This window comes from Pseudomonas sp. JL3 (genome assembly GCF_031570575.1).
Classification (GTDB): domain Bacteria; phylum Pseudomonadota; class Gammaproteobacteria; order Pseudomonadales; family Pseudomonadaceae; genus Aquipseudomonas; species Aquipseudomonas cucumis.
The window spans coordinates 45,888-66,816 of record NZ_JAKWJK010000003.1 but is presented as its reverse complement, the minus strand read 5'-3'; the positions used below and the strand labels follow the sequence as shown (position 1 = coordinate 66,816).

The 20,929-nt window shown below is 59.8% G+C and carries 21 protein-coding genes and 2 pseudogenes; 9 read left to right on the top strand and 14 right to left on the bottom strand.

The window, feature by feature from the left end; all coding sequences use genetic code 11:
* Positions 1-252: 252 nt before the first annotated feature.
* The 4 genes and pseudogenes from MMG91_RS06535 to MMG91_RS06520 form a co-directional block, all read right to left on the bottom strand.
* Positions 253-441, bottom strand: a pseudogene (locus tag MMG91_RS06535) (DUF6124 family protein); the annotation flags it as partial.
* Positions 442-567: 126 nt separating this feature from the next.
* Positions 568-927 (bottom strand): DUF6124 family protein, encoded by a 360-nt coding sequence (locus MMG91_RS06530; protein ID WP_305445489.1) that lies wholly within the window; start codon positions 925-927, stop codon positions 568-570.
* Positions 928-1,732: 805 nt separating this feature from the next.
* On the bottom strand, positions 1,733-2,107 hold the full coding sequence (locus tag MMG91_RS06525) for a hypothetical protein (RefSeq protein ID WP_310659127.1): 375 nt from the start codon (positions 2,105-2,107) through the stop codon (positions 1,733-1,735).
* Positions 2,104-2,274, bottom strand: a pseudogene (locus MMG91_RS06520) (dehydrogenase); the annotation flags it as partial. The pseudogene MMG91_RS06520 and the gene MMG91_RS06525, both read right to left, overlap by 4 nt.
* Between MMG91_RS06520 and MMG91_RS06515 the strand changes: the two are divergent.
* Positions 2,254-3,135: a LysR family transcriptional regulator gene (locus tag MMG91_RS06515; protein WP_310659401.1), complete on the top strand. Its 882-nt coding sequence runs from the start codon at positions 2,254-2,256 to the stop codon at positions 3,133-3,135. The pseudogene MMG91_RS06520 and the gene MMG91_RS06515 overlap by 21 nt on opposite strands.
* A 68-nt stretch (positions 3,136-3,203) precedes the next feature.
* Positions 3,204-4,217, top strand: a complete 1,014-nt coding sequence (locus tag MMG91_RS06510) for an aldo/keto reductase (RefSeq protein WP_310659126.1) — start codon at positions 3,204-3,206, stop codon at positions 4,215-4,217.
* Between the two features lie 180 nt (positions 4,218-4,397).
* Here the strand turns inward: MMG91_RS06510 and MMG91_RS06505 are convergent, their stop codons facing one another.
* From MMG91_RS06505 to MMG91_RS06480, 6 genes are all read right to left on the bottom strand, one after another.
* Positions 4,398-5,147, bottom strand: coding sequence for an AraC family transcriptional regulator (locus MMG91_RS06505; protein ID WP_310659125.1), 750 nt, complete (start codon positions 5,145-5,147; stop codon positions 4,398-4,400).
* Between the two features lie 71 nt (positions 5,148-5,218).
* Complete coding sequence (locus tag MMG91_RS06500; RefSeq protein ID WP_310659400.1) at positions 5,219-6,472, bottom strand: FAD/NAD(P)-binding oxidoreductase; 1,254 nt, start codon at positions 6,470-6,472, stop codon at positions 5,219-5,221.
* A complete protein-coding gene (locus MMG91_RS06495; protein ID WP_310659124.1) occupies positions 6,469-6,705 on the bottom strand; it encodes a (2Fe-2S)-binding protein in 237 nt (78 codons plus the stop codon). The genes MMG91_RS06500 and MMG91_RS06495 overlap by 4 nt, the downstream gene beginning before the upstream one ends.
* Positions 6,698-7,813 (bottom strand): FAD-dependent oxidoreductase, encoded by a 1,116-nt coding sequence (locus MMG91_RS06490; protein ID WP_310659123.1) that lies wholly within the window; start codon positions 7,811-7,813, stop codon positions 6,698-6,700. Before MMG91_RS06490 ends, MMG91_RS06495 begins: the two co-directional genes overlap by 8 nt.
* Positions 7,810-8,742, bottom strand: coding sequence for a 4-hydroxyproline epimerase (locus MMG91_RS06485; RefSeq protein ID WP_310659122.1), 933 nt, complete (start codon positions 8,740-8,742; stop codon positions 7,810-7,812). The genes MMG91_RS06490 and MMG91_RS06485 overlap by 4 nt, the downstream gene beginning before the upstream one ends.
* A 115-nt stretch (positions 8,743-8,857) precedes the next feature.
* Positions 8,858-9,529, bottom strand: coding sequence for a GntR family transcriptional regulator (locus tag MMG91_RS06480; RefSeq protein ID WP_038980174.1), 672 nt, complete (start codon positions 9,527-9,529; stop codon positions 8,858-8,860).
* Positions 9,530-9,894: 365 nt separating this feature from the next.
* On the opposite strand from MMG91_RS06480, the gene MMG91_RS06475 reads away from it, so the two are divergent.
* Complete coding sequence (locus MMG91_RS06475; RefSeq protein WP_310659121.1) at positions 9,895-11,571, top strand: MFS transporter; 1,677 nt, start codon at positions 9,895-9,897, stop codon at positions 11,569-11,571.
* 64 nt (positions 11,572-11,635) lie between these two features.
* On the opposite strand, the gene MMG91_RS06470 is transcribed toward MMG91_RS06475, so the two are convergent.
* From MMG91_RS06470 to MMG91_RS06460, 3 genes are all read right to left on the bottom strand, one after another.
* The gene (locus tag MMG91_RS06470) at positions 11,636-12,163 is read right to left on the bottom strand and encodes a cytochrome b/b6 domain-containing protein (protein WP_305449131.1); all 528 of its coding nucleotides are present in this window, start codon (positions 12,161-12,163) and stop codon (positions 11,636-11,638) included.
* 7 nt (positions 12,164-12,170) lie between these two features.
* Complete coding sequence (locus MMG91_RS06465) at positions 12,171-12,434, bottom strand: PepSY domain-containing protein (protein ID WP_310659120.1); 264 nt, start codon at positions 12,432-12,434, stop codon at positions 12,171-12,173.
* A gap of 157 nt (positions 12,435-12,591) precedes the next feature.
* Positions 12,592-14,715, bottom strand: a complete 2,124-nt coding sequence (locus MMG91_RS06460) for a TonB-dependent siderophore receptor (RefSeq protein WP_310659119.1) — start codon at positions 14,713-14,715, stop codon at positions 12,592-12,594.
* 182 nt (positions 14,716-14,897) lie between these two features.
* Here MMG91_RS06460 and MMG91_RS06455 point away from each other — a divergent pair, with 182 nt between their 5' ends.
* The 6 genes from MMG91_RS06455 to MMG91_RS06430 all read left to right on the top strand — a co-directional run bounded on the left by MMG91_RS06455 (position 14,898) and on the right by MMG91_RS06430 (position 20,299).
* On the top strand, positions 14,898-15,305 hold the full coding sequence (locus tag MMG91_RS06455) for a metalloregulator ArsR/SmtB family transcription factor (RefSeq protein WP_305449134.1): 408 nt from the start codon (positions 14,898-14,900) through the stop codon (positions 15,303-15,305).
* The gene (gene arsH, locus MMG91_RS06450) at positions 15,295-16,011 is read left to right on the top strand and encodes an arsenical resistance protein ArsH (RefSeq protein ID WP_305449135.1); all 717 of its coding nucleotides are present in this window, start codon (positions 15,295-15,297) and stop codon (positions 16,009-16,011) included. Before MMG91_RS06455 ends, arsH begins: the two co-directional genes overlap by 11 nt.
* Positions 16,012-16,021: 10 nt before the next feature.
* The gene (locus MMG91_RS06445) at positions 16,022-17,026 is read left to right on the top strand and encodes an ArsJ-associated glyceraldehyde-3-phosphate dehydrogenase (protein WP_305505965.1); all 1,005 of its coding nucleotides are present in this window, start codon (positions 16,022-16,024) and stop codon (positions 17,024-17,026) included.
* Positions 17,027-17,035: 9 nt separating this feature from the next.
* Positions 17,036-18,256, top strand: coding sequence for an organoarsenical effux MFS transporter ArsJ (gene arsJ / locus MMG91_RS06440; RefSeq protein ID WP_310659118.1), 1,221 nt, complete (start codon positions 17,036-17,038; stop codon positions 18,254-18,256).
* 340 nt (positions 18,257-18,596) lie between these two features.
* Positions 18,597-19,196, top strand: coding sequence for a serine protease (locus MMG91_RS06435; RefSeq protein ID WP_305449777.1), 600 nt, complete (start codon positions 18,597-18,599; stop codon positions 19,194-19,196).
* A gap of 200 nt (positions 19,197-19,396) precedes the next feature.
* Positions 19,397-20,299, top strand: coding sequence for a universal stress protein (locus MMG91_RS06430; RefSeq protein ID WP_310659117.1), 903 nt, complete (start codon positions 19,397-19,399; stop codon positions 20,297-20,299).
* On the opposite strand, the gene MMG91_RS06425 is transcribed toward MMG91_RS06430, so the two are convergent.
* Positions 20,293-20,709, bottom strand: a complete 417-nt coding sequence (locus MMG91_RS06425) for a hypothetical protein (protein ID WP_305449139.1) — start codon at positions 20,707-20,709, stop codon at positions 20,293-20,295. The genes MMG91_RS06430 and MMG91_RS06425 overlap by 7 nt on opposite strands.
* Positions 20,710-20,929: the final 220 nt, after the last annotated feature.

The window sequence follows — 20,929 nt, the reverse complement described above, 5'->3', positions numbered from 1 at the left end:
GGCAGGCCTTGGAGTAGAGGTGTTGCGGTGCGTCAGAGTGACGCCGTGAGGGGCAGGGGCCGCGATGGCGGGTGTTACAGATGGGAGCAATGGTTGTGCGGGGCGCCCCTTTAAGGAACACCGCCACCTGGCGATCGTTCCCACGCTCCGCGTGGGAATGCAGCCCGGGACGCTCCGCGTCCCTTTCCCGAGCTGGAACGCGGAGCGTCCCTTGAGGCGTTCCCACGCAGAGCATGGGAACGATCATCTTCGCTAGCCTTGTGGATCGAGGTTATCCAGCACTCGGTTGACGGCCAACTCCCCGAGCATGACCACCGATTGAATCCCCAACATCACGTTGCGATGGGGCATGTCCATCAACCCGGCGAACTCACTGAGCATCATGCTGGCTGACGCCAGGGATTCGCAGGCGTTGACCAGCAGGGTTTCGTTATCGACCTTGGGNTTTGATCGTTCCCACGCTCCGCGTGGGAATGCAGCCCGGGACGCTCCGCGTCCCTTCCAGAGCCGAACGCAGAGCGTCCGTTGAGGCATTCCCACGCAGAGCGTGGGAACGATCAATCCTCGCTAGCCCTGCGGATCGAGGTTATCCAGCACTCTGTTGACGGCCAGTTCACCGAGCATGACCACCGATTGAATCCCCAACATCACATTGCGATGTGGCATGTCCATCAGCCCGGCGAACTCACTGAGCATCATGCTCGCTGACGCCAGGGATTCGCAGGCGTTGACCAGCAGGGTTTCGTTATCGACCTTCGCACCGACGTGGTAAATGGTGCTGGGTTTGCGCGCGGTGTCTTTGGGGATGGGCGGTTTAAGGTAGTGGTCGAGGGCGCGGTCGGCGGCTTCGTGGAGTTTTTTGGAATCGAGGGATTCGTAGGGGGAAACGTCGTCGGGTGCCGGTGGATTGGGTGTTGGTTTGAACATAGATGGAACTCCATATGTGATTAGAGGAGCCATCACTCTCGCTACCAAACGAAGAGGTGGTGGCCATACGAAGGTTGGTAGACCGGCCCACATGGAAAAACCGGCGTGCCCGAGGGCACCCTGCGCATGGCCACCATAAAAACAAATGCTGAAAGCACCTGCATAAGGTGAAGCTATGCGACATGTGGACGGCGGGCTACCAAACCCGATCGCTGTTTTTTTCAGCGACAGGTAAACGATATAGCCCGGGCCACAGGCGCACTAGCCGGCGGATTCTGGCGTAGTCGTAGGCAGCGGCGCAAGGATGTGTAGGCTGGGAGAGTATCTGGAAGTGTCGTTTAAACATCGCCTGTTGATCGTTCCCACGCTCTGCGTGGGAATGCCTCAACGGACGCTCTGCGTTCGGCTTTAGAAGGNTCGTCGGGTGCCGGTGGATTGGGTGTTGGTTTGAACATAGATTAAGCCTCTTACGTCATTTAAAAGAAGGCCATCACTTTCGCTACCAAACGAGGGTGGCGGCCATGCGCAGGTTGGTAGACCGGGACGTAAGGAAACCGGCGCGCCCGAAAGCGCCCTGTGCATGACCACCATAAAGCAGAGTCGAACAAACGCTGCAAATCATGATGCTTATGCACCTTACGTCACCCGGGGCTACCAAACCCCATCGCTGTTTTTCAGCGACAGGGAAAACGATACTGCCCAGGCTCAAGGTGCACTAGCCGGCGGATTCTGGCGCAGTCGTAGGCAGCGGCGCAAGAATATGTAGCCTGAGTGAGTATCTGGAAATGTCTTTTAAACATCTCCGTTAAACACCCTCCAGACTCCCCGCCTTGGCATCCAGCTCAATCACCAGCCCACCCGGCATCTGCACGAAAATCTGCCAGATCCCGTCCTCCGGCACCTGCGCCACCTGATACGGCAAACCGCTAGCCCGGACCCGCCGCAATACCGCGGCGGCGTCCTCATCGGTGCGAAAGGCAATGTGGCTCAACACCGTCTCATCGAACGTCGGCTGTTCGATCACATGCACCAGCGCCTGCGCATCCTGATACAACCAGCGTCCGGGGAACGGGAATGGCGGGCGGCGTCCCGGCGCCAATCCCAACAACGAACCGAAGGCCTCCTGCAACAGTTGCCCGTCAGGGGTGTTGAAGGCCAGATGATCAAAGTGCCAACTCATAACAACCCTCCTCCGTCGACATCGATGACGGTGCCGCTGATAAAGTCGTTTTCCATGGCCAGAATAAATGCTGCCGCCAGATCTTGCGGAGTGCCGACCCGGCCCACCGGCAATGCGGCGGCGGTACGGGCAAACATCGCGGCGCGTTGCGTTTCATCCATACCGGCGCCGATTCCGGCAGCATTTCCGCCGCCGCCCGCGCCCTGGAACTGACCCCGGCGGCGGCCAGCATCGCCCTCAAACGCCTGGAAACCCGCCTCGGCATCCGCTTGCTGGCCCGCTCCACGCGAAGCATGCGCCTGACCGAAGAAGGTCGGCGTTATCTGGAAAGCGTGCGCCTGGCACTGGCCGCGCTGGCTGAAGGTGAGCAGGCGCTCAAGCAACAAACCCAAGGCTTGAGCGGTGTGCTGCAATTGGCGGCGCCGTCGGACTTCGGGCGCAATGTGCTGTTGCCGTGGCTCGACGACTTCAAACGCGAGCATCCGCACATTCAATTTCAGTTACTGCTCAACGATCGCCATGCCAATCTGTTCCGCGAGACGGTTGACGTGGCTCTGCGCTTCGGGGTACCGAGCGATTCGACGCTGGTGGCGCTGCCGATTCTGCCGCAGCATCGCCGCGTGGCTTGCGCCAGCCCCGAGTATCTGGCCCGGTGCGGCGTGCCGTTAACCCCGGCGGAACTGAGTGAGCACAGCGCCCTGCTCTACCTGCGCGATGGCCGGCCCTACAACCAATGGCGTTTCAGTCGGGGCGATGAAGTGATGGAGGTTCAGGTGCATGGCGACTACCTCAGCGACGACGGCGAAGTCGCCCGCCGCTGGGCACTGGCCGGGCATGGCATCGCCTACAAGGCCTGGCTCGACGTCGCCGCCGATGTGCAGGCCGGGCGGCTGGTGGCGCTGTTCGATGACTGGCAAGGCGAAAGCGTGCCATTCAATTTGCTGTGCCCGCATCGGGTTCAGGTGTCGGAGCGGGTCAAGGTGTTGCAAGCGTTCTTGCAGGAGCGTTGTGAGGCACTGCGTCGATAATTCCGATTGCTCCCGGCCACGGTTCTGGTATTTGATTAGGCCTTTCTGACCGGTAAAAGGATTTCGTCATGAGCTATCGCACGCTGGGTCATTCGGGTTTACAGGTGTCGACCCTCACATTGGGCACCATGATGTTCGGCGAACAGACCAGCACCGAAGATTCCCTGCGAATCATCGACAAGGCCTGGGACCAGGGCATCAATTTCATCGATACCGCGGACGTGTACACCAACGGCCGCTCCGAAGAGATCGTCGGCGAAGCGATTGCCGGCAACCGCCACGAATGGGTGCTGGCCACCAAGGTCGGTTTCGGCCCGGTGGACGGTGTGCCGAACCGCAGCGGCCTGAGCCGCAAGCACCTGTTCAACGGCATCGATGCCAGCCTGACGCGGTTGGGCACCGATTATCTGGACATCTATTACCTGCACCGCGAAGACCACGACACGCCGCTGGAAGTCACGGTGTCGGCCATTGGCGATTTGATCCGCCAGGGCAAGATCCGCTACTGGGGCCTGTCGAACTACCGTGGCTGGCGCATCGCTGAAGTGATTCGTGTGGCCGACAAACTCGGCGTCGACAGGCCGGTGATCAGCCAGCCGCTGTACAACATCGTCAACCGTCAGGCAGAAACCGAGCAGATCACCGCCGCGCAAAACTATGGCCTAGGTGTGGTGCCATACAGTCCGCTGGCGCGCGGTGTGCTCAGCGGCAAGTACGCGCCCGACGTGACACCAGACGCCAACAGCCGCGCTGGTCGTCAGGACAAACGCATCCTGGAAACCGAATGGCGGGTTGAGTCGCTGCGCATTGCCCAGCAGATCCAGGAATACACTCAGGGCCGTGGCGTGGGCATCGTCGAGTTCGCGATTGCCTGGGTACTGAACAATGGCGCTGTGACCTCGGCCATCGTCGGGCCTCGGACTGAGGCACAGTGGGATGCGTACACCAAGGCGCAGACGGTGAAGATCACGGCTGAAGACGAGGCGTTCATTGATTCGCTGGTGACACCGGGGCATGCGTCAACGCCGGGGTTCAATGACGTGAGCCATTTTGTGTCGGGGCGTAAACCGCGTACGGCTTGAGATTTATCGCGGGCAAGCCCGCTCCCACAGGGTTTTGTGTCGACCGCAAATTCTGTGTACGACACCGGCCAAAAATGTGGGAGCGGGCTTGCTCGCGAAAGCGGTGGGTCATTCAACATTGACGTCGACTGACACGGCCTNTCCCGGGCTGCATTCCCACGCGGAGCGTGGGAACGATCATCAACGCTGAGTATCGCGATACTGACTCGGTGACAGACCGGTCAACGCACGAAACTGTCGGCTGAACGCACTGTGGTCGGTATAACCGCAGCGCAAGGCGATCTCGGTGATCGGCAGGTCGCTGTGCAGCAACAACCGCGAACCTTCTTCCAGGCGCGCCTTGTTGATCATCTGCCGTGGGGTGAGCTGGAAGACCCGTTTGCAGTGACGCTCCAGTTGCGCCACGGAATAGCCGGCGAGGGCGGTCAGTTCGGCGAGGCTGATGGGGCGGGCGAAGTGGCTGCGGATGTGCGCGTCCACGGCGGCGAGTTTCTGGAACGCGGGGTGATTGGACTGTGGCGATTGCAGGTCGCGGGAGATCCCGGCCAGGCCCACGATGTGGCCCTGTTCATCCTTCAAGGCGAGTTTGTGGGTCAGGCACCAGATCGGCTGGTTGCCGTAATACAGGTGCAGCTCCAGTTGGTCGGCCAGTTCGCGGCCGCTGGACAGCACCCGCCGATCCTGTTCGGTGTACAGCGGGCCGAAGCGTTCCGGGAAGACCATCTCGGCGGTGAGCCCCAGCAGATCCTCGCGATGTTTGAAGCCGCAACGCCGGGCCAGGGTCTGGTTGACGAAGGCGTAGCGGGCTTCGCGGTCCTTGATGAAAAACACCACGTCCGCCAGGGTATCGAGCAGCGGCGCAATCGGCTGCAAGCTGTTAAGCAGTGTTGGCAGGTCGCAGGGTTTGAAGGTGCTGAGCGAGGGGTACATGGCGCTGGGGTCTGAGGGCGACCCCGGGATCATAGAGGCTCGGCAGCGTGGCTGAAACCCCCGAGGGGGGTTCAGGCTGGCGGGGTGTCGTCCAGACACATCAAGGTCTCGATTCGTGCCGGGCTGAAGGGCGGGCGGGGTGCCGAGGGTTGCCAGCCAAACAGGTGCTGCACCGCGCCACCACACACCCGGCCCTGACAGGCGCCCATACCACAGCGACTGGCCAGCTTGGCTTCGCGCCAGTCGGTGTGCCCGGTCAATGCGCCGTAGGGCACGTCTTCGCAGCGGCAGACCAGGGTGTCGGGGCGAGCCAGGGATTTGAGTTGTGGGTCGAGGGCGAAGGCCTGATTCAGTGCCTTGGCGAAACCCTGCCAGCGTGCCCGACGCGGCCACAACTGGCGTGCCGCTTCAAGGTCACCGACCGCCGCGTGGCCCGCAATGGCACCTTCGACCAAGGCCAATTCACTGCCACCAAACCCGGTGCATTCTCCCGCCGCAAAATGATCGACGCGACTGGCCTGCCAGGCATCCACGGCCAACGCCTGACCTTCGATGGCGTAACCCAGTGCCTGGCCCAATTGAATGTTCGGGATCAAGCCAAAACCACAGGCCAGCCGATCACATTCCAGTTCGATGATTTTGCCCTGCTGTTGCAGACGCACACCTTCCAGCCGATCAGTGCCAAGGGCGGCCAGCACATGCGTCGCGGTGCGGTAATGGCGGTCGAACAGGCCGAACGATTGCAACCATTTGCCAGGCCAGCGCGGCAGTTGCGCGGCGAAACCGGCGACGGCGGTGCGCGAGGCTTGCTCGGCGATGCGTTGGATCTGTGCGCCATGCTTTTTAGTGGTGGCGGCACTCGCCAGTAACAGCGGGCCGCTGCCGGCGATCACCACGCGCTCACCTTGCACCGGCAGACCCGCCTTGATCAGCGCTTGTAAGCCACCGGCCCCGGTCACGCCGGGCAACGTCCAGCCGGGGAAGGGCAGCAGCAATTCGCGGGCGCCGGTGCACAGAATCAGTTTGTCGTAACTGATCAGCCAGCCGTCATCGTCATTTTCGACCAACAGTTGTTTCGGACCGGGATTGGCGATCACCCGGGTGGCGGCGTGACGGCGGATGTTGCTGCACGCCTGCAAACGTTCACGCAGGCGACGGGCCTGATCGGGCACATTGGCTTGCGGACCATCACGCCAGATTTGCCCGCCCGGCAGCGGATTGTCGTCGAGCATGACGATGCGTGCGCCACTGGGTGCGGCAGCAAGAGCAGCGGCCATGCCAGCGGGGCCGGCTCCGATAATCAGCAGATCAGCGTATTCGTTCATGGGCATGTCTGCACCTGCATGCCGTCTCGGCACAAAGTCTGGCAAGCGAGGCGTCGCCGGCCGTCGATGGTCACCCGGCACTCCTGGCAGATGCCCATGCCGCACAGCGGTGCGCGGCGCTGACCACTGACCGACGTGCGCGCGCAGGCGTCACTGCCCAACGCCAAGGCCGCGGCGACGCTGGTACCTTCGGCCACCTTCAAGGTGCGGCCGTCCAGCAGTAATTCAGGCATAGGCGGGTTCTCCGAGGAAACGCTGAGGCAGATAGGGTTGAGCGGCCAATGGCGGGGTTTCGTTAAACAGTTGCGCCACCAGCAAGTCGGCCGTGCCGGGGGCGGTGGTGACGCCCAACCCTTCGTGCCCGACCGCCAGCCACAGGCCCTGCTGCTGTGGGTGCTGGCCCACCAGCGGCAGGCCGTCGGGGCTGGCGGCGCGAAAGCCGGTCCAGGCGCGGATGCCGTTGAGTCGGGCCAGCCCCGGCATGTATTCGGCGGCGCGCTTGAGCATTTTTTTTTGCATCCAGCCTTCGACCTGTGGGTCGGTGGTGCCGAATTGGCGCGAGGCACCGATGAACAATTGCCCGGTGGGGCGCGGCTGAATATTGCAGGCGGTCGATGGCCCCGAGGCGTTGTGGGCGCTGGTGACGTAACCCAGTTCCACCAGGGTGTGGGTGACGGTTCCGGGGTAGCGGTCGGTAATCAGCAGATGGCCTTTTTTCGGCTCGATGGGCAACTCCGGGCACAGTTCGTTGGCCTGAATGCCGTTGGCCAACACCACCGCTTCGGCCCGCAACCACTGACCGTCATCGAGGCAAACGCGGTGACCATCGACCGCGCTGACCCGCGCCCGGTGTTGACGGATGTTCGGAGTGTCGAGCATCCAGCGGGCCGTCGCCGGCGCATACAGAATGCCGTCGCCATTGATCAGCAAGCCGCCTTCCAGATCCTCGCGCAGTTCCGGTTCACGCTGACGCAAGGCGCTGGCACTGACCAGTTCACACGCCACGCCCTGGGCTTTCAGGTTCAGGTATTTGCTGTGGGCGACCGCCATTTCCTCGGCGTTGGCTGCCAGCCACAGTGTGCCGTTGTTGCGGTAAGCGCAGCCGTCGGGCAGGTCCGGCGCCAGTTCGCGCCAGCGTTGCAGGGAATATTGACTCAGGGCCAATTCGGCCGGGTTGTCATCGAGCACCAGCAGGTGGCCCATGCCTGCCGCCGTCGCACCGTGCAGGCCGGCGTCCAGCACCAGCACCTGCAAGCCACGACGGGCCAGCGCCTGGGCGCAGGCGGCGCCGATGATGCCGGCGCCGATCACGATCACATCGGCCACCAGGCCCTCGCTCATGGACGAATGCCCCAGGCGAACGGGTCATCCTGTTCAATGATCAAACTGGCTTCGGCGCTGATAAAGGCGCGGCCACGAATGGTTGGCACGATGCGCTCGCCCTGCCATTCGTACGAGCCTTCGAACTCGCTGCCGATGACACTGGCCTGTCGCCAGAGCTGCCCCGGTTGCAACTTGTCGTCTGCCGCCAGGCAGGCCAGTTTGGCACTGGTGCCGGTGCCGCACGGTGAGCGGTCATAAGCTTTGCCGGGGCATAGGACAAAGTTGCGGCTGTCGGCGTGATCGTCATCGCTGAATAGCTCGACATGGTCGATCAGCCCGCCGTCTTCGCCACGAATACCCTGGGTTTCCAGTGCTTGTTGCACGGCGTAGGTATAAGCGGTCAGCGCGTCGAGGTTGTCGCCGGCCACCCGCAGGCCATGCTCGGCGATCAGGAAAAACCAGTTGCCGCCCCAGGCGATATCGCCGACCACCTGGCCGATGCCCGGTACCTGCAACACCAGCGCCTTGCGGTAACGGTAGGCCGGCACATTGCGCACGCTCACCGTATGGTCTTCGTGCAGGGTCGCCTGCACCGTACCCACCGGCGTCTCGATGCGGTGCACGCCGGGGCTGATCTTGCCCAGATGCGCCAACGACGCCACCAGCCCGATGGTGCCGTGGCCGCACATGCCCAGGTAACCGGTGTTGTTGAAGAAAATCACCCCGGCACAGGCGCTCGGGTCCACCGGTGTGCAGAGCAGGGCGCCCACCAGCACGTCGCTGCCACGGGGTTCCAGCACACAAGCGGCGCGCCATTGATCGTGATGTTCGGCGAGCAGCTTGCGGCGTTCGGCCATGCTGCCGGTGCCCAGGTCAGGAAAGCCGGCGGTCACCAGACGGGTCGGTTCGCCGCCGGTGTGGGAGTCGATCACGGTGATGCGTTTCATGGGGGGGCCACGTCCGTTCAGATGAGTGAACGAAAGAGTGGCCTGTGCAGCGGGGTGTCGGCTTGATGGATTTATCCTGTGCCGATGACGAAATCAGCACAGCCTTCTGAAGGTTTCAGTGCGCGTGAGGCAGGTGCTCGAACAGGGTTTTGCAGACCCCGGCAATGTGCTCGTCCAGCAGCTTCACCGCCAGATCCACATCCCCGGCACGACAGGCCGCGAGGATTTCACGGTGCTCATGATCAGCCCGTTCCTTGCCGGCCGACAGGCTCATCTGCATGCGCAGGTAGCGCTCCAGCTTGTCATTGACCGAACGAATCAGGCTGACCAGAAACGGCCGTTGCGCCGGCTCGTAAAGGCAAGCGTGCAGCTCCCAATTGAGCTCGGCCCAGCGACCCACGTCGTCCTCGCCAATGAACTCCTGACAGATACGCTCGGCCCGGGCGAAGGTTTCTTCGGTCATGTTGGGGATGGCCAGGCGCAGTATTTTGTCTTCCAGCAACATCCGCACTTCGAACATCTGCGCCAGCTCGGCATCGGACACCCGCGTGACCATCGCCCCGCGATTGCGCTGGAACATCACCAGCCCTTCAGCCTCCAGCCGCTTGAGGGCCTCGCGCACCGGAATCTTGCTGACGTTGAACTGGCGGGCAATGTCGTCCTGGCGAATCGGTTCGTCTTCGGCGAAATGCCCGGCGACGATGGCGTCGCGCAGATGACGGGTGATGATTTCCGAAGTCGAAGGCGTATTGCCAAGGTCGGGGGCGTTGAGTTTGGGTAGGTTCACGGCGGCGGTCGTTTGGAGTGAGATGGCGATAGGGTATACGAAATTCTTTCGCTGCGAAGTTCCAGACGATGGCCGCCCCGAAGAATAGGTATCAGCGGGGCGCTACCCAGACGCTTCGCGTGGGATCTCACCGGTCTGAATAGTCATTCGACAGCGCATCGGCCCGGATTCGAGCGGGATGCCCCGAGTGGATATCTGCGCGAAGCCGATTATGCTTCAAGGAACTTCGCAGCGATGCGAGGCCGCCAGCCTGTTTCCATGCTTCGCGCAGTCCTTGATCCGATGACATCAGCCCTGGGGCCTGGGTACGGTAAAAAGGTAACGAGGTACTCCGCCCTATAACAAGAGCAAGACGGAGAACACTCATGGCCGCAATCGACAACACATCCACGGGCAGCGCGCCCCACCACGGGATCACCAGGGAGGAGCGCAAGGTCATTTTCGCCTCGTCCCTGGGCACGGTGTTCGAGTGGTACGACTTCTACCTTTACGGCTCCCTCGCCGCGATCATAGCGAAGCATTTTTTCGCCGGCGTCAATGAGACAACGTCCTTCATCTTTGCGCTGCTCGCGTTCGCCGCGGGCTTCGCCGTACGCCCCTTCGGCGCGATCGTGTTCGGTCGACTGGGCGACATGATCGGGCGCAAGCACACGTTCCTCATCACCATTGTCATCATGGGTATCTCCACCGCCATAGTGGGCTTTCTGCCCGGCTATGCGACCATCGGCGTGGCGGCACCGATCATCCTGATCACCCTGCGCCTGTTGCAAGGCCTGGCCCTGGGCGGTGAGTACGGTGGCGCGGCGACCTATGTGGCCGAACATGCGCCGAAAGGCAAACGCGGCTACTTCACCTCGTGGATCCAGACCACCGCGACCCTCGGCCTGTTTCTTTCGCTGCTGGTGATCCTCGCCTGCCGCACCATTCTCGGCAATGAGGCCTTCGAGGCCTGGGGCTGGCGGATTCCGTTCCTGCTGTCGATCCTGCTGCTGATCATCTCGGTGTACATCCGCTTGCAACTCAGCGAGTCACCGGTGTTCTTGAAGATGAAGGAAGAAGGCAAGTCCTCCAAGGCGCCGCTGACCGAATCCTTCGCCCGCTGGGAAAACCTCAAGATAGTGATCATGGCCCTGCTCGGCGGCACTGCCGGCCAGGCGGTGGTCTGGTACACCGGACAGTTCTATGCGCTGTTTTTCCTGCTGCAGACGCTGAAGATCGACCCGCAGACTGCCAACTATCTGATTGCCGGCTCGCTGCTGATCGGTACGCCGTTTTTCATCATATTCGGCAGCCTGTCCGACCGCATCGGCCGCAAGGGCATCATCATGGCGGGCTGCATCCTTGCGGCGCTGACCTACTTCCCGATCTTCCATGCCTTGACCCAATACGGTAACCCCGACGTATTCGCCGCGCAGGAGAAGAACCCGGTCACGGTGATCGCTGATTCGAGTAAGTGCTCGTTCCAGTTCGACCCGGTGGGTAAGGCCAAATTCACCAGTTCCTGCGACCTTGCCAAGACTGTGCTGGCGAAGAAGGCCATACCCTATGAGAACGTGAAGGCCGAACCGGGTGCCATCGCACAAGTCCGCATCGGCGAGAAAGTGATTCAGAGCTTCGAGGGCACCGGCATGCCGGCCGCTGACTTCAAGGCCCGCAACGATGCCTTCGTCGCTACCCTCGGCACCGCCCTCAAGGACGCCGGTTACCCCGAGAAGGCCGACCCGGCCAAGACCAATTACCCGATGGTGTTGCTGCTCCTGACCATCCTGGTGATCTACGTCACCATGGTCTACGGCCCGATCGCCGCCTGGCTGGTGGAACTCTTCCCGGCGCGCATCCGCTACACCTCGATGTCGCTGCCGTACCACATCGGCAATGGCTGGTTCGGCGGCTTTCTGCCCACGGTGGCGTTCGCCATGGTCGCGGCCACGGGGGATATCTACTACGGGCTGTGGTACCCCATCGTCATCGCCGTGATGACGGCCATTCTTGGCACGTTCTTCCTGCCGGAAACCAAGGATCGGGAAATTCATCACACATAGGGTTGGCACTCGCCCTTTCCCGCGAGGGGGAGGGCAATGTGCGGTATCAAGGAAGCTTTGAGAGCTAGCGCTTACGACGGTGGCCCGTGATCATCGACAGCGGCAGGTTTTCACGCAAGCGTACGCTCTCCACCAGCGCTGCGAGGAGATGCACGCAAACCAATGTGAGCAGTGCATCGGCCATAAACTCATGGACATCACGCAGCCAGTCTTCGCCCCAGAAGTAGTCCACTTCCTCCATCAGGAAACCGCTGATACCCAGGCCGGTCATCAACAGCAGCATGAGAACCATCACCAATGCTCCGATAGGCGAGTGCCCCATTCGGTGATAGCCCTGGCCGGAAAACAGCGCCCGGCCATGCTGAGCGACACGCGTCGGGGTCGGCCAGAAGTCTGACCAACGCGCCGATGGCGGGCCGATGAACCCCCACACCACACGCACCAGTACGACAGCCACGGCGTAATAGCCGAGCCAGCGATGCCAGCCGTCGCCTTCCTCATTGAGGAAGTAGTCGCTGATGAAGACAACCGCCAGGGACCAATGACAAACGCGTACGAGAGGGTCCCAGAGGCGCAGGGTTTCTGCTTTCACATTCGTCCTATTCGATTTCTTCTTTCACGACTTTGCCGGTGACCGGGTCAAAGTAGATTTCGACTTTGCGCTTGTCTTTGTCCCAGCCGTAGATTTCGTAGCAATTGCCGGCAGTGACTTTGAATTTCTTGATGTTGTAGCCCTTGTTCTTGAGCTCTTCCTGAAATTTGGCCTGGTCCTGCCATTGGGCTTTGTCGGTTGTGGTGCATTGAGGGCCGGCAATGGCCAGGGGGGAGGCGGCAAGAAGCGAGAGCAACAGAAGTTTGCGCATGGGGTTTCCTCGAAATATTGTTGTTGTCTGACAACGCGAGAGATTCTCAATCACTCTTCGCGCGCTGAAGATTAAATGAGCTTTGAATCATTGTCACGATGTAGCGCACTGCAAACAAACGCCCCTGGATGCAGGGCGTTTGATTTCAGGTTTTCACTCAGAACCGGTAGTTGGTGCTCAGCTCCAGAGTGCGTGGCGCTCCGGGGGTGATCAGGTCCACCGAGCCATGGGCCGAGGCGTAATAGTCCTTGTCGAAGACGTTGCGCAAGCGTAGCGCCATGTCCCATTTCGGCAAGTTGTAGAGCAACGCCGCGTCCACGGTGGTGTAAGCGGGCATGACCACCTGGTTGTCCAGGGCGGTGTAACGGTCATCGACATAGTTCGCCCCCATGCCCACACGCCAAGTGTTGGTCAGTGAGCGCACCAGCCACAGGTTGGCACTGTGGCGCGGGGTCAGGGTCGGTGTCTGGCCTTCGTTGGCGACGCCGTTGGTCCGGCTGTTGGACTTGGTGATCTCGGCGTCCAGATAGGCATAGCCGGCATAGACCTGCCACTTGTCACTCAACTGCCCGCTGGCGGTCAACTCAAGACCGTCGGTGCGCTGCTCGCCCGACAGAACCAGTTTGGTCGGGTTCGCCGGATCGGTCGTTTTCATGTTGGTGCGTTCCAGACGGAACAGCGCCGCCGTCAACGCCAGGCGATTGTCGAGCAGGTCCCACTTGCCACCGATCTCGAAGTTGGTGGTTTGCTCCGGCTCAAGGTCCTGGTTGCTAGTGCTCAGGGCGAAGACTTCGGAGGAGGGTTGATAAGAACGACTCACCGAAATGTAGTAGGACTGAACCTGATCAGGCTGATAGACCAAGCCTGCACGCGGGCTCCAGGTGTTGTCGGTTCGGGACATTGAGGCACCCGTCAGGTCATCCGAGTATTCCTGGTCGAACACGTCATAGCGCACACCCAGCAAGGCTTTCCAGTGCGGGGTCAGTTCAATCAGATCCTGGACGTAGAAACCGGCCGTGTCCTGGGTAGTGGTGCCCTTGGCGGTTTGTCGGTTGGCCTGGAACGGCACATCGACCAGGCCATCGCGGTACACCGGGACCCGCGCTACGTTGGATTGGCTGAAGACGGATTGATCCTTGACCTGACGCCCCAGTTCCACGCCATAGAGCAGGTTGTGGTTCATCCCCGCGAGCCTGGCCTGTTGCTTCAGTTCGGTCTGGTTGAACCAGCCGTCTTCCTTGCGCTGCACATTGCCGCGATTGAGTTTTACCAGCAATTCGCCGTTGGGCGCGGTGACGAAACGGGTCGGGCTGGAGTCGGCGAGTGTGTTGTTGCGATCCAGATCGTAGTGGTAGTAGCGGCTGGTGTTGCTCAGGGTGAAGTCGTCGTTGATGCGGTAGTCGACGCCAGCCGTGAACGAGAACACTTCGCTGCGGGTGTAATCGTCATCCGGATCGGCGGAACCGAAACGCTTGTCCCGATCGACATCGACCGGGCGATCGCCCCGCGCGGGAATGCCGAAGTCGATCAAGCGTTTGTCGTAGAGGTACGTCGCCCCCAGGTTCAGCTCAAGATCGTCGGAGAGTTTGAAGTAGGCCGAAGGCGCAATGGCCTTGCGATCGATATAGCCATCATCGCGGAAGGTGTCGCTGTTCTCCAGCGCACCGGTCACCCGGAATGCCTTGTCGTTTTGCTGCTGATCGGCCCAGCCAGCATCGAACTGCGTGCGCTTTTTCCCCTCGCTGTCGAAGCTGACACCCACCTCCTGCTTGGGGGTGAAGTTGGGTTTCTTGCTGATGCTGTTGATCAGGCCACCGGATGAGCCGCGGCCATAGAGCACCGCTGCCGGTCCCTTGATCACTTCCACGCGCTCGACGTTGGACAGATCGCGGAAGTACAACGCATCGTCACGAACGCCGTCGACGTACATGTCGCCGATGGCACTGAAGCCGCGAATGGTGACCTGGTCGCGCTGACCATCGCCATTGGAAAGGCCGATGCCGGGAACGTTTTTCAGCACGTCTTCCATCGATTGCGCGCCCTGATCCTTGATCACGCTCTGGGGGATCACGTTCACCGTTTGCGGGATATCCCGTAGCGGGGCGTCGATCTTCAGTGCGCTGCGGCTGTCGGTCGGCTTGTAGTTCTGCTCGCTGTAATCACTGGTCACAGCGGTTGCAGGCAGGGCCAATACCGATTGGGTTTCTGCTTGCAAATCAGGTACTGCAAAAAGCCCCAGCAGTGAGAGAGAGGCGGGGTAAATGCGCGGTAAAGCCACCATGAGCTCCTTTTTTAATTATTGCGCTAATGATAACGATTATCTTTTGTAAGTAAATAAATATCATTCACATACAGGGCCGACACATTCGCCGTTGACCCATACATGCGGTAAAACGTATATTCGAAAAAACGCATATGCCGGTATTCATCCGACTGCGTGAACACCAAACGTTGAGAAACCCAATGGCTGACCAACTGACGCCGACCACTGTTTTCAAATGCCTGGCTGACGACAACCGGGCCCGCATGATGCTGCTCATCGCCCGTGAGGGAGAGCTGTGCGTCTGCGAGCTGACCTGTGCGTTGAATGAGAGCCAGCCCAAAGTCTCCAGGCACCTGGCGCAATTGCGCACATGCGGATTGCTCTCGGACCGTCGGCAGGGCCAATGGGTTTATTACCGACTGCACCCGGATCTGCCGGGCTGGGTGCATCAGGTGCTGACCGTGGTGCTCGAATCCAACGGGCACTGGTTGAGCCCGGATGCCAAACGCCTTGAAGAAATGGGTGACCGTCCCGAACGGGCAGCTGCCTGCTGTCCGGTTCGAGGACTCCAGAGCACTATTGCGCAGGACAATGACCATGCACGATGACCACATGCCCCAACTCGATACCGAACTGGTTGATCTCCCGTCGACCGACAAGCTCGGCATCGAACAAACCTCCAGCCACAAGCCGCGCATTTTGCTGTTGTACGGATCGACCCGTGAACGCTCCTTCAGTCGCTTGCTGGTCGAGGAGGCCGCCCGGTTGCTACAGCACTTCGGCGCCGAGACGCGGGTTTTCAATCCGTCTGGTTTGCCGCTGCCTGATGATGCTGGCGACGATCACCCGCGGGTGCAGGAACTGCGCGAATTGATGTTGTGGTCGGAAGGGCAGGTCTGGTGTTCACCAGAACGTCACGGTTCGATGAGCGCGGTCTTCAAGGCGCAGATCGACTGGGTGCCGCTCGCGATGGGCGCCGTACGCCCGACCCAGGGCAAGACCCTCGCCGTGATGCAAGTGTGCGGTGGCTCGCAGTCATTCAATGTAGTTAATCAGCTGCGGGTGCTGGGGCGCTGGATGCGCATGTTCACCATTCCCAACCAATCCTCCGTACCAAAGGCTTATATGGAATTCGACGATAACGGCCGGATGAAACCTTCGCCGTTCTACGACCGTGTCGTGGATGTGATGGAAGAGTTGGTGAAATTCACCTTGCTGCTGCGCGACCGTCAGGACTATCTGGTCAATCGTTATTCCGAGCGCAAGGAATCGGCGCAAGAACTCATGAAACGTGTCAATCAGCGCTCCATTTGAAGGGGGAAACATGACTATCAAAGTGGGCATCAATGGTTTTGGCCGCATCGGTCGCCTCGCTCTGCGCGCAGCCTGGCGCTGGCCAGAATTTGAGTTCGTGCAGATCAACGATCCGGCGGGCGACGCGGCAACCCATGCGCATCTGCTGAACTTCGACTCGGTGCATGGCCGTTGGAATGACCAGGCCGACTCCGAAGGTGACAGCATTGTCATCGACGGCAAACGAATCAAAGTGACCGCCAACAAGGCGATTGCCGACACCGATTGGTCGGGCTGCGATCTGGTGATTGAAGCCAGCGGCAAAATGAAGACCGTCGCGGTGCTTCAGGCTTACCTCGACCAAGGCGTGAAACGTGTGGTGGTCAGCGCTCCGGTGAAGGAGCAGGGCGCGCTGAACATCGTCATGGGCGTCAACCATCAGCTGTTCAACCCGACGGAGCATCGCATCGTCACCGCCGCGTCGTGCACCACCAACTGTCTGGCGCCGGTGGTGAAGGTGATCCACGAGAAACTGGGCATTCGCCACGGTTCGATCACCACCATCCACGACCTGACCAACACTCAAAGCATCCTCGATCAGCCGCACAAGGATCTGCGCCGAGCGCGAGCTTCGGGCATGAGTTTGATCCCGACCAGCACCGGCTCGGCCACCGCCATTGCCGAAATCTTCCCGGAACTGCGCGGGCGTCTCAATGGCCACGCCGTGCGCGTACCGTTGGCCAACGCTTCGCTGACCGACTGTGTCTTTGAGGTGGAGCGCGTCACCACTGTCGAAGAAGTGAATCAGTTCCTCAAGCACGCGTCCGAGAACGAACTGAAAGACATCCTCGGTTTCGAGGAGCGTCCGCTGGTGTCCATCGACTACCGCACCGACCCGCGCTCATCGATCATCGATGCGCTGTCGACCATGGTCATCAATGGCACCCAGGTCAAAATTTATGCCTGGTACGACAATGAGTGGGGTTACGCGAACCGCACCGTCGAACTGGCCAGAATGGTCGGCCTGGCCGTTTAAGGAGCGGTGATGAAAGCGTTGTCAGCCCTCGCGCCTCAAGTGCGGCAGTACCTGCTCGTGACGGGCAATTACTGGGCCTTCACCCTCACCGACGGTGCTTTGCGCATGTTGGTGGTGCTGCACTTTCACGCGTTGGGCTACAGCCCGCTGCAAATCGCGGCGTTGTTTCTGTTCTACGAACTCTTTGGTGTGATCACTAACCTGGTGGGTGGCTACCTCGGCGCCCGATTGGGCCTGAACCGGACCATGAACATCGGGCTGGGAATGCAGGTTGCGGCGCTGTTGATGCTGACAGTGCCAGTGGCCTGGCTGACGATTCCTTGGGTGATGGGCGCGCAGGCGTTGTCGGGGATTGCCAAAGACCTGAACAAGATGAGCGCCAAAAGCTCGATCAAGCTTCTGGTGCCCGATGGACAGCAGGGCAAGCTTTACCAATGGATAGCCATCCTCACCGGTTCGAAGAACGCACTCAAGGGTGTCGGTTTCTTTCTCGGCGGGGCATTGCTCGCCCTGATCGGGTTCAAAGGGGCATTGCTGGCCATGGCGGGTGTGCTGGCGCTGATTTGGGTCAGCAGCTTGATCCTGTTGAAAAAGGATCTGGGCAAGGCGAAAGCCAAGCCCAGGTTTCGCGACATTCTGTCCAAGAGCCGGGCCATCAACATTCTGTCAGCGGCCCGAATGTTTCTGTTCGGCGCTCGCGATGTCTGGTTTGTCGTGGCGTTGCCGGTGTACTTGAGCAGCGTCTTTGGCTGGGACTTCTGGAAGGTCGGTGGATTCCTCGCCGCCTGGGTGATCGGCTACGGCATCGTGCAATCGTTCGCCCCGCGAATCACCGGCAAGAAACGAGGGCATGTTCCTGATGGTCGCGCTGCCTTTTTGTGGGCGCTTGCTTTGGCGGGCCTGCCCGCGGCAATCGCTCTGGGCCTGAACAGCGGATTGTCGCAACAAGTGGTGCTGTTAGGCGGCTTGATGGTCTTTGGTGCGCTGTTCGCGGTGAACTCCTCGCTGCACAGCTACCTGATCGTGTCCTATGCCAAGGAAGACGGCGTGTCGCTTGACGTGGGTTTTTACTACATGTCCAACGCCATGGGACGGCTGATCGGCACCGTGCTCTCGGGCTGGGTTTATCAGGCTTTCGGGCTGGGGGCGTGTTTATGGATATCCAGCGCATTTGTTATTTTCGCGGCATTGATTTCTGTGGCGTTACCGAGGCATGCCGAAGCGAGTTAAATTGGCTGGCGGCGGCTGTTTCACTGGCTTTACTCGAAGTATGTAACTTTCATTTCTATTTTTCTTACTTGTGGTTTGCCATTTTTCAGGCGTCAAATATTTGCAATTTCTTATATGGATCGAAAAGCAATTAGCCTTAGCACAATTCATTCATACGCATTTATTAAAACCTCAGCCATAAATAAACGCACCAGACCAGGCTGCGAGGAAAACTGCAAGAACCTGACAACTAAAGATTTGCCACAACAAAAAATCAAATCCTCCTTATAAGTCGGTGATAATCATGATTAAAATCATGACCTACTTTTTAATAGGAGCTGGTATTGCAGGATGCAACGGTATGGTAAAGCCCGACTTGTCGGGACCTGCCAATGATTCATACTTTTCCGTCTTCTCGGGCTTTCCCTTGCCCTATCTGTACATGGCCTCGGCCGTGCAATGGAACGAAGACTACGCCGTCACCACTCGCCACACCCCCCTCATCCGTAACGTGGAATACAGCTGCAGCACTGGCTGCGACCTTGTTTTCATCCAGCACAAGGCCGACGGTCGCTACCCGTCATGGCGCGCACCGCGTGTGGGTGAACACATCACTGCCGTGGGGGCGAGCCCCTACATGACGACCGTCACCGGGCAAGGCAAAGTGTACCCGGCGCCTTTCATCAATAGCGATGAAGGCAGCGGTGAACGCTATGCCATCCATGATGCCCCGATGATAAAGGGGATGTCGGGTGGTCCCGTCATCGGTAATGACGGCAGCATTGTCGGTATCAATGTCGGCTTTTTCTCCACCACCCTTAATGATGTGAGTTTTCACCCTGGGTTAAAGGGGGCTGAGCGAGTCAGCATCTTTATCCCTTACTCGATCATTCAGCGTGAGTGGGAGCTGATGCAGGTGAAGCTTAACGATCCGCATGGCGCGAAATATGCGAAGAAGTAACTTCGCGTCGTCAATCAATTAGCCGCCAGGATGTGGATCATCGTGTTGGGTACGATGATCCACATCCTGGCTGGTTAGTTGAATCCAGGCGTATATTGATTGTGTCGATCCAGGTCATTGAGGCGATAGCAGATCGCTGGCGGCGCGACAGACGAGAGGCTGGGGGCTAGCAGATATCCCAGAACGTTTGGAGGTGTGACATGAGCCAATATCAACGACTCTTTCTAATAGCCGGCCCCACCATGCGTCACACGCCGGCGCTGCAGCGGGCCGTCGCCCTTGCCGAAGCCACGGGCGCAGCGCTGCATATCACGGTGTTCATCGAAGATTTCAACATCCTGGGTTTGATCCACGCCAGTGCGCGGTTTCGTGAGGCTTGTCAGCAAGAGAACGAAAAATGGCTCAAGGATGAAGCCGATCTGATCCGTGGGCGCGGGATCAACCTGAGCACCGAGGTGCTTTTCACACGCGACGCACTGCAAGAGATCCTGCAGCACGTGACAACAACGCAGGCGGATCTGGTCATCAAGGACGTGCAGCATGAGTCGGCGCTCAAACGCGTTTTCATCACGCCTCTGGATTGGCATCTGCTGCGTGAATGTCCGGTGCCTGTCCATCTGGTCAGCGAAGTCAGTTGCCCACTTCCGCGCGTGATCGTGGCGGCAGTCGATCCGTCGCATCCAGAGACTCAGATCACCGGAATCAACGACCTGATCATCCAGGCTGCGAACGAATTGGCAATGCAGTGCAATGCAGAAATGCATCTGCTGTATGCCTACGATCTATCGCAGACGCATATATCCGATGCGGGCGCGGGTGCAGTGACGATGCCCGGCTTCAACAGCGACGTGCGTAAGTCTTTGCACAAGTCATTCATCACATTGGCCGATCACTACGGCGTGCCCACCGAACGGCAACACTTCGTTGCAGGGCCGCCCGGTAAAGCGCTGGCTGACTTCGCTGCGCATCACCGGGCCGACGTTATCGTCATGGGCAATGCGCATCGCAAGGGGCTGGAGAAGTGGGTGGGCAGTACCACGGAGCATGTGCTGTATCGGGTGCCCTGCAACATTCTCGCAGTCGCCGGGCAAGCGGATCAATGAATGGATCCGTTGTTAAGTGAGCTGGAAAGGGGCCCTCGGCGGCCGGTTCGGGATTTTTTCAGGGCGCGTGCCGAGATATCCCGGTAGGTGTCACTATCGGTCGCCGCGAGCAGCTTTGCACCGTCCTTCAATGTGGCCATAAAGGTCACCTCGGTGTTTTTGCCGGCAAGCAGATAGCCGGCGATGGCTCCGACGGGACCGAGCAACATGGCACCCGCGAGCCCCAGGCCTATGGCGGACTTAATATTCTTGTTGGAATCAGTGTTCTGAATGGTCAGATCTTTAAACTCCGAGACCGGGAAGCTGGTTCCAAGCCGGGGTTTGAGGGACGTTTTGAGGGTGATGGTTCCAAGGTGATATTCCCCGTCGCCCTGCGGGAAGTCACCGGCGAGCACTATGATCTTTGCCATGTGGAATGTTCTCTTGGGCGATCATTTTTGGGTAGGACATTGCGCGCGCCCAAAGTCAAAACGTCAACGATCCGACGATGAGTGGCGTCCATGATTCGCGATCCACAAGTAGCAGTCCTGCAAAACAATTTCATTCGCAGGCGCAGGCCATTTGCAGGAGGCCGGCGCTGGTGTTCCGACATGGACGTTTTATAACGTTTAGCTCAACCAGGCAGAGAGT